The 8971-nt window shown below is 45.1% G+C and carries 7 protein-coding genes and 2 pseudogenes; 5 read left to right on the top strand and 4 right to left on the bottom strand.

All coding sequences use genetic code 11. From position 1 onward, the window contains the following. From NDI35_RS13135 to NDI35_RS13125, 3 genes and pseudogenes are all read left to right on the top strand, one after another. Nucleotides 1-1388: choice-of-anchor Q domain-containing protein (locus tag NDI35_RS13135; RefSeq protein WP_445313114.1), on the top strand; the 1388-nt coding region annotated here is incomplete at its 5' end. Between the two features lie 122 nt (nucleotides 1389-1510). Next, a pseudogene (locus NDI35_RS13130) lies at nucleotides 1511-2236 on the top strand (IS1 family transposase). A gap of 179 nt (nucleotides 2237-2415) precedes the next feature. Beyond that, nucleotides 2416-2616 (top strand): annotated as a pseudogene (locus NDI35_RS13125) (phosphomannomutase/phosphoglucomutase); the annotation flags it as partial. Nucleotides 2617-2693: 77 nt separating this feature from the next. Here the strand turns inward: NDI35_RS13125 and NDI35_RS13120 are convergent. The 3 genes from NDI35_RS13120 to NDI35_RS13110 are packed head-to-tail and all read right to left on the bottom strand — an operon-like array spanning nucleotide 2694 to nucleotide 4689. Beyond that, nucleotides 2694-3581: an ABC transporter permease gene (locus tag NDI35_RS13120; protein ID WP_445313113.1), complete on the bottom strand. Its 888-nt coding sequence runs from the start codon at nucleotides 3579-3581 to the stop codon at nucleotides 2694-2696. 44 nt (nucleotides 3582-3625) lie between these two features. Next, nucleotides 3626-4297, bottom strand: a complete 672-nt coding sequence (locus tag NDI35_RS13115) for a hypothetical protein (RefSeq protein WP_445313112.1) — start codon at nucleotides 4295-4297, stop codon at nucleotides 3626-3628. After that, nucleotides 4294-4689 (bottom strand): RusA family crossover junction endodeoxyribonuclease, encoded by a 396-nt coding sequence (locus NDI35_RS13110; protein WP_445313111.1) that lies wholly within the window; start codon nucleotides 4687-4689, stop codon nucleotides 4294-4296. The genes NDI35_RS13115 and NDI35_RS13110 overlap by 4 nt, the downstream gene beginning before the upstream one ends. A 289-nt stretch (nucleotides 4690-4978) precedes the next feature. Here NDI35_RS13110 and NDI35_RS13105 point away from each other — a divergent pair, with 289 nt between their 5' ends. Both NDI35_RS13105 and NDI35_RS13100 read left to right on the top strand, forming a co-directional pair. Further along, nucleotides 4979-6307 carry a M16 family metallopeptidase gene (locus NDI35_RS13105; RefSeq protein ID WP_445313117.1) on the top strand — a complete coding sequence of 443 codons (1329 nt, stop codon included), beginning with the start codon at nucleotides 4979-4981 and terminating at the stop codon, nucleotides 6305-6307. Nucleotides 6308-6811: 504 nt separating this feature from the next. After that, a complete protein-coding gene (locus tag NDI35_RS13100; protein WP_445313110.1) occupies nucleotides 6812-7846 on the top strand; it encodes a C39 family peptidase in 1035 nt (344 codons plus the stop codon). Between the two features lie 186 nt (nucleotides 7847-8032). Here the strand turns inward: NDI35_RS13100 and nadC are convergent, their stop codons facing one another. Further along, nucleotides 8033-8896 carry a carboxylating nicotinate-nucleotide diphosphorylase gene (nadC, locus tag NDI35_RS13095; RefSeq protein ID WP_445313109.1) on the bottom strand — a complete coding sequence of 288 codons (864 nt, stop codon included), beginning with the start codon at nucleotides 8894-8896 and terminating at the stop codon, nucleotides 8033-8035. Between the last annotated feature and the right edge of the window lie 75 nt (nucleotides 8897-8971).

Below are 8971 nucleotides of genomic sequence, written 5' to 3'. Positions count from 1 at the left end.
TCATCGATGGGGGAAACAATCTTCAATTTCCCGCTAAACTGACGACCGGAGATCCTAATGATAGTAATGTTACGGCAAATGTGACGATCGCAGACCCCTTACTCGGCCCTTTGCAAAATATTAACGGCGCTTTCGTCCTGCCGCTGCTAGTAGGAAGTCCGGCAATTGATACCGGTACTGGTGCGGGCGCGCCGGCTACTGATCAGCGCGGTGTGAGTCGCCCTCAAGATGGTGATAATAACGGAAGTGCGATCGTTGATATTGGCGCTTATGAATTTAACCCTACAGTTACGCCGACTCTTACTGGTTCTTTGGGTCAAACCAATAATTACAGCAGTGTCAGTGACCTGATCGCACAATGGCCGAATGCCGCCCAAAATCAAGGCATCAAACTGTCTGGGATAGCTTTTGATGGCTTTGAAACTGACTATCTTAACCCGAATGTCATCAGCAACCTCACCTTAGCAACCAACGAAAACCCTAAAAGCTGGTTGAGCTACGGCAGTACAGGCGGTATTGGTGTCCCATCCTCTTATGATGGTTGGTTCACCGATGCCAATAAAATTCGGGCGGAAATCAACCATAACCCCAACACCAATCAATCTCAGACGCTGAAGGTGAAATGGGCAGATAACCAAGACATCACTAGCACAACGATCGACCTCAGTGCATTGAGTCCCAAAACAAGTCCTGGTTTGGGCGATCAAGGCAATGAAGTGGGTTTCCTGCAAATCTTTAATAATGGGGTTCGGGTACCGGCCACCAATTTTAAGATCGCTCGCCTCAACGCTCCGAGTGCTCCAAAACCCATTAGTGTGTCTTCAGATGGAGTGACTTTCATTGGCGATCGCACCGATGGCAGTTTCAAATTCCAGATAGTAGGAGACTCTCTGAGTGGCGCTACCTTTGACGAACTGCGGTTTTCCACTAAAGCCTACGATAGCCCCACCGCTGCCTACGCCGCCACCTCCTTCAAAAACGATGGTTCCGACTACCTAGTGCGGAACATTGAATATCAAGGGATTTCTAATATTAATACTACTGCTGTGCCTCCGACTTTCTTCTCTTACGGTTCATCTCCCGATCCTATTATTGATGGTGGTTCTGGAGTTGTTACGATTAATCGGACTGGCAATACTTCGGTTTCGGCTTCGATCGACTATTTGATTGTTGCCCCTGGTGGTGGTCAACCTGTGAACAACGTAGACTACAACATTAGTCCATTTGCTGTGAATCCTTCGTCCGGCACGGTGAACTTTAATCCCGGTCAAACTAGCGTTACTCTGACGATTAACAATCTTCCTGGTTTGACTGGTGGGGTGGTGAATTTGGGCTTTGGCTCAGGTTCGATCGGCACTCCGGCATCGACTGCAATTACTCTGCTTTAAGGCTGTTAGTAGGGCGAGGAATCCTTGCTCTACTAATATGTCCCGCAAGTAGTTAAATGCTTTGATAGCGATGCACAGTAATGGTTTAATATTAAATCAACATAACTTTTTGAGGTAAAAGTATGGACTGTCTTAATTGTCAAAGCGTTTTTTTTAATGGAAAAATTTATTACGGTAAACAGCGATTTAAGTGTAAAAATTGTAGGCGTCATGAAGATTGAAAATCCTCAATATAAGCAGGTTCCACTTCTAAACTAAATCCTTAATTGAGCGGCTGATTTTAGAAAAAACTTATTGAGCCGGAATTGCTAGAGCTACGGGGGTATCCATTCGATAGCTTAACAATTATGTAAATAAAAAGTATGCCGAAATTTCTGGGAAAAATTTGGCGATGAAAACACCGAAAAATACATTGACTTTACAGGTATATAAAATGTGTCAATTGTCAAACAAAAACAAGCTAAAAAAGCAATGGTTCTGGATAGATTTCGATCGAAATACCCGTAAAATTGTTGGACTTTATATTGAAGAACGCTCAAAAAAATCTGCGTCCATGCTCTGGCAATCTTTACCTCCTGTCTATAGACAATGTGCTGTTTGTTATACTAAATTTTGGGAATCTTATTCAGAAGTGCTACCTTTTAAAAGACAGCGACTCGTAGGTAAATAATCGGGAAAAACCAGTCATATTGAAACACTTAATAATACTTTACGGAAGCGAATTTCTCGTTTGGTTCGTAAAACCTTGTCTTTCTCAAAAAAACTGCTTTTACCATATTGGGGGAATTTATAACTGTGGATCTCACTATAATTTTGGCATAATAAAACGATATTTTTACTGTGCATGACTACCAACGCTAGTTTATGTAGAGAGCAAAAAGCTTGATTATCATTACTATGCAGGACTACCAAAATACTATTGATTATTTTGCCAAACTACAACTGAAAAAAGCTGCAACATGGTTCAGACCTTGGCGGTATCGCCCTCGAAGGCGTTCCAGAGGAACAGGTTAACCCCACCCCGGAAATGGCGACAATTTTGGGTCAAGCCTTTGTGAGTTGGCTGGTGCAAAAAGTCAATAAATCAGTCGCAGAATTAACGATCGCGATCGGGCGCGACAGCCGCCTATCCGGACCAATCTTAATGCAGCCAGTCATAGCGGGTATCACCTCAGTCGGCAGCCCAGGCTACGACTTTGAAATGCCTTCAACTCCCGCCAAAAGTTTGAGCATACCTAAACAATTTTTTAGAGGAGGCACAGTATGGCTCAAATACTGTGCTTGCTGCGTAAGTTCTGAATATTGCTATTTCCTTGCCGCAGCATTGGATCTGGGGTCTAAAGCGTCTCGCAGCCCGTCGCCCAAAAGATTGAAACCCAGAACAGTCAAGGTAATCAGCAAACCGGGAAACAAAATAGTCCAAGGAGAAGAAAGAGCGTATCCGCCCTTAAAAGCATCAGAAAGCATCGTCCCCAACTCAGGAACCGGCGGCTGTGCGCCCAAACCCAAAAAACCCAAACCGGCAGCTTCTAGTGTCGCCGTACCAGTCGAAAGAGTTGCTTGTACAACTAGAGGCGCCAGACTTCCCGGCAAAATGTGGCGAAAAATAATCCGCAAGTCGCTGGCGCCCAAGGCCTTGACAGCCAAAACAAATTCTTGTTCCCGCAGAGACAGCACCATACTGCGAGTTAAGCGGATGTAAATCGGAATTTGCACGAGGCTGACAGCGATAATTACACTTTGCAGGCTCGGCCCGGTGACGGTAACAACGCCGATCGCCAGTAAAATCGAAGGAAAAGCTAGCAAAATATCCGCCAAAGTGCCGATCGCAATTTCCAGCAACCCCCGAAAATACCCCGCCACCAGCCCCAAAAGCGCTCCCACAATTAAACCCGCACCCACAGAAACCAGGCTGACGACTAAAGAGATCCCCAATCCGTGCCACACCCGCACCAACAAATCTCGCCCCAAACCGTCGGTGCCAAACCAATGTTTAGCGCTAGGAGCCACCAAGCGCGACAAATAATCTCGATCGACCGCCGAATCGTAAGGAGAAAGTAGGGGGGCCAACAGTGCCGAGATCATCAGCGCTACAGTCAAAATTAAGCCGATTTTCCCCGAAGTCGATCGCCAAAATCGTTGAAAAGCTGCTTGTGGAAATACTAAGCTTTTATGCAATTTTAGATTTTCCATCTTTTGCTGTCACCAAAAAAACTCAGGACTTATTGCCAAACCTTTTAGGACTGAGATAACTGTGGTGCCCATAAACTGATTAATTCATTGACAAGGGCGAGCAATTCAGATACAGACTCATTGACTTCGGGCGCTTCAAATCCATGAATAAATCGGTTTCTTACGCTTAAAAGTAGCATTGCTCGATCGTACTCTTCTATTGAAAGTTCTCCTTGCGAATACATATGTTTGATGAGAGATACAGTGGGAAATCTTTCAATTGGAATAGTAACCTCCTCCGCTCGTCTACGCAAAAGTGCTTCAAGTATTCCCCAAAGTGATAAAAACGCGCCTTCATTTTCTCCTAATGAAATTAGACGTTCACCCTGTGTTTTTCTAGTAAAAATTTGTTGCCAAGATAATAGATTTCCTTCATTGGAGTTGTCTTTCAGTAAAGCATCTTCTTCATTAATTAACAAGAAACGCCAGCCAGTATGTTCAGAAACTATTTCAGCAATCTCTTTCAACCTATCTATAGATGTTTGCCTGCCCGAACCGTTGAATTCGATTATATAACCTTCGGCTTCGTTCTTGTTTACAATCAAATTTGGACGATATGTCCCTAAATCGAAAGGGATGTCTTCTGGTTCAGGGTCAACCAATACTGTATAGCCTGCTTGTCGGTATTTTTCGGCAATTTTAGATACTGATTTGTCGTGTATTAATTTAGCGGTCATAGATAACTCTCTAATGCTTTTGCTGAATTTATTCTAACGTAAACGCACTCACTGCCAGATATTATGCCACGGAGCAACAATGACGGACATAAAGCAACGTCAAACGTGTCACTAAGCGAGCGACGATGGGACTCCACATCTGTCACAAGTGAATCATCCTCATAAACTAACCCAATTAGTGCATCCTGTATGGGCTTTATTATATTGTCAGTGTCAACTGGGTCAGCATCATAAAGGTACACTAAAGCTAAATGAACATTTCCTGAATAAGGAGTTCCTACCCAAGTTTTTAAGGCTTCTGCACGCACAAATGCTCGCCAATCCTGTAGCTTGCTTCTCTGCCTCGTTTGCAAAGATACAGGGCGTTTTGGAATCAGAAACTCAAATTGCATTTGCAACTCCGAAAATTGAATCCGAAAAGAAGGGATTAAAGGCTAAATTCAAAGTAGACTATAACTTGCAACTTTTAACACATCAACTTTTGTTTTGTCGATCGCAGTGATTTCCGATCGCCCGTTGGCGAAGCTTGGAGAAGAGGATCGCCCTCACCGATCTTGTATTTCCCTCGCGCCAGTTGTCATCTCCAGCAGCCACCAGCCACCAGTCGATCGGCTGCTTCTCACTGAGCCCTTCGTTAAAGACCCTTTAAGATATAGAGAACAAGATCAATTTAAAAGCGCAATGACATCAACCCTACTCAAAACCTCCGCCCGATCGCCCCTCAACGCCCCAACAATCCGCCATTTCCCCAACGGCCTCACCGTTATAGCCGAACACTTGCCGGTCGATGCTGTTAACCTCAGCGTGTGGCTCAATTTAGGCTCAGCCGTCGAACCAGACGACATTAACGGCATGGCTCACTTTTTAGAACACATGATTTTTAAGGGAACTCCGAGCATTCCCAGTGGCGAATTTGAGCGCGCGATCGAGCAGCGCGGCGCTGTCACCAATGCTGCCACCAGCCAAGATTACACTAACTATTACATCACCACAGCTCCTAAAGATTTTGCCGAACTAGCTCCCCTGCAAGTCGATGTGTTGCTCAACGCCAGCATTCCCGACGACGCCTTCGATCGCGAACGGCTGGTAGTCTTAGAAGAAATTAGACGATCGGAAGACAATCCCCGCCGCCGTACCTATCAGCGATCGATGGAATTAGCCTTTGAAGTCCTGCCCTACAAGCGACCGGTACTCGGCCCGACTGCGGTAATCGAACAGTTGACAGCCCAACAAATGCGGGATTTCCACAGCAGCAGATATCACCCAGGGGCGATGACAGCCGTAGCTGTAGGCAATTTGCCAGTCGAGCAACTAATAGAAATTGTCGCAGACAGTTTTGCAGCAAAAAGTACAGCACAACACAACAAAATCAATGTGCCTGCTGTCGGCAACTTTCACCCAGAATCCCAAATTCTGAACTACGGCCAAGAATCGCCGTTTACAGAAACAGTCCGCCGCGAATTTGTAGACTCTTCCCTTCAGCAAGCCCGACTGATCGTGATGTGGCGAGTGCCTGGTTTCATGGAAATGTCAGAAACTTATGCCCTCGACGTTTTGGCGACAATATTGGGTCACGGCCGCACAACTCGCTTGGTTCAGGATTTGCGGGAAGAAAAAGGGCTAGTCTCATCAATTTCGGTCAGCAACATGACTCAGCGACTCGGCGGAGTATTCTCAATTTCCGCTCAACTACCGACAGAAAACTTGGCAGCAGTGGAAGCTGCGATCGTCCAACACATCCGCACTCTCCAAACCGAACTGGTGACAGATGCCGAAATTTCCCGCATCCGCACTCAAGTAGCAAATCGGTTTATCTTTGGTAACGAAACTCCGAGCGATCGAGCAAATTTGTACGGTTACTATCAGTCGATGGTAGGAGATATCGCTCCCGCCCTCAACTATGCCGCCTGCATCCAAGCTCAGACTGCCGAGGATCTCCGAGAAGCCGCCGTCAAATATCTGTCTCCCGACGCGATGGGTGTTGTGGTAATTCGTCCCGACGAAGCATAAATTGGACATCGCCTCAACAGGGCAATTCTCCCATCCCTCTGCTTTTGAGGCATCCAACGGCATTCGGCATTCGGCAGAAACAATGTCAACGCGCACGAGGGATTTTTAGTCAATAGTGCGTGAAATTCGATCGACCCGCGCCTTGAAGGTTTTGTGTCAAATAATTAATATGAAGCCTTTAAGGTACGGGCGATCGGCAAAATTACCGTAATTTTATGAGACGAGAAACTGGGAATTATTGACGAGTCAGCAATTTAGTCTGGGGAAACCAGATTTATCGGCGATCGTAATTCTAAAATCTAAAATCTAAAATCTAAAATCTAAAATCTAAAATCTAAAATCGATTGCTCGGTAAAATTACCGTAATTTTATGAGACGATAAACTGGGAATTATGGACGAGCAAGCAATTGAGTCTAGGGAAACCAGATTTATCGGCGATCGTAATTCTAAAATCTAAAATCTAAAATCTAGAATCTAAAATTGATTGACAGGGGCACGCAAGCATGAAATTACAAAACTTTCTCAACTCAAACATTAGGTACGATGCCAAGGCAATTGCTGCAGACGACGAACTCAGTGGTCAAATTCAAAGCCGCCTCATTGACCTGGGTTTACTGAAGCCTCCCGTAGACGGAATTTTTGGCCCTCTCTCTACGGCCACCCTCCACCGATTTCAAACTCTGATGAAGTGCGGCGAACCAGGTTTTTTGGGAGCAGTCACAGCCAAAAAGCTGATTGAAACCAAACCAGAGGAGATTCCCACACATCCGCTGATCCTGAAAACGCTCAGAGACACCATTTTTAAATCAAAACCGCTGGCGTCTTCTCAACTTCACGACTCGGAAAAACAAGTAATACCAGCCGGAAAAGAGTTTGAGATCCTGGCTTTTGCTCCGGCTCGCGGTCACATCAGAGTTGCTCTCCGCAACGAGTCTTTCAAAGGTTCAGGAATTTGGTATGTTTTTGGAGCACACGCTCAAATTACTCAAGAGAGCGTTCTGTTTTTTCCTAAACCGAATCCCCCAACTGTCAGGCTTGGCATTCCTTATAAATCGCAAATGGATAACTTGAACAATCCTACAGGTTCTTGCAATGTAACTTCATTAGCGATGTGTATGGACTTTTTGAAAGTGCCACGGCGCAAACAAAGCGGGCAATATGAAGACGAACTCTACGAATATGCGATCGCCAAAGGTTACAGTCGCTGGGACCCCTACGATTTAGCAAAGATTGTTAGAGATTACGGCGCTCAAGATTTCTTTACCGAGAATGCAACTATTGATGACGTTCAAGATTGGCTAGCCAGCGGAAATCCTGCTGTCATCCACGGATACTTCACGTCTTTCGGTCACATTATAGTTGCATCAGGCTACGACAGCGAGGGATTCTTCGTTCACGATCCCTATGGTGAGTGGTTCCGAAGTGGCTACGATACAAGTATCAGCGGTGCTTACTTGCACTATACTTACCGCTTAATCCGCAGCCTCTGTATGCCTGACGGGAATTTTTGGGTTCATTTTATCTCAAATCATTGTTAAAAGTCATTAGTCATTAGTCATTAGTCATTAGCTAAGAGATAAGTTCCCTCTGGAATTATTCGGCGATTCAAATCGCTTAATAGTCAAACGAAGTCCGAACCGATGGGGACTAAAGAATAAAGAGGCTATTAAAGCTTGATTGGGTATTGGCAATATTTTCTATCACTTATGACTGCTGACTAATGACTAATGACTCTGAATTTTCATGCTCAAATCCAGCCAAGTCGATCGCGTAATCGGAGCACTGGTAGAAATATAGTCAACTCCGGTTTCGGCTACACTTCTAATTGTTTCTAAAGTAACATTGCCGGAAGCTTCAATTTTTACCCGATCACTCTTTTGGCGAATTATTGCCACTGCCTGTCGCATCAAATCAAAGGACATATTATCTAACATGATAATATCGGCTTTATGCTGCAAAGCTGTCTCTACCTCAGCCAGAGTTTCGGTTTCGACTTCGATTGTCAGCGGATAGGGGATAGAATTGCGAATTAGGGCGATCGCCTCTGCAATTCCCCCAGCCGCCGCAATGTGATTGTCTTTAATCATCACCGCGTCATCTAATCCCATCCGGTGATTGCTAGCACCGCCGACTTGAGTTGCGTATTTTTCCAACAATCTCAATCCCGGCGTTGTCTTGCGCGTATCCACTAATTGCACGGGCAAATCGGCAATTTTGTCAACATATTTTTGAGTTAAAGTAGCGATGCCGCTCAAACGCATTGCCAAGTTTAATGCTACTCTTTCTCCGGTTAGCAGCGCATCGAAATTGCCGGAAATTTCGGCAATTACTTCTCCTTTTTCGCACAGTTTCCCTTCTGGTACTTGGGGGATGAAACTGAGGCTGCTGTCTAAAAGTTTAAATGTGCGATCGGCAATTGGCAATCCGGCAATGACTCCAGCTTCTTTGACTATCCATTTAGCTGTACCCTGGATGCTGTTTGCGGGAAATAAGGCCGCTGTTGTGCGATCGCCCCTACCGATATCTTCTAGTAGCCAGTTGTGCAATAGGGAGTCTAAAACTATCCAAGGCGGTAATATTGCTGTCATGTTTTTGTTGGTTGTTATATCAAGATGATATCTAGTAGGAACAATAGTCGATCGGGTAATTTTAGGCAAGTTGCA

It is taken from the genome of Microcoleus vaginatus FACHB-2002 (assembly GCF_040004035.1).
Lineage (GTDB): Bacteria > Cyanobacteriota > Cyanobacteriia > Cyanobacteriales > Microcoleaceae > Microcoleus > Microcoleus vaginatus_C.
Note: the sequence above shows the minus strand (reverse complement) of the source record. Positions and strands in the feature narration are given on the sequence as shown.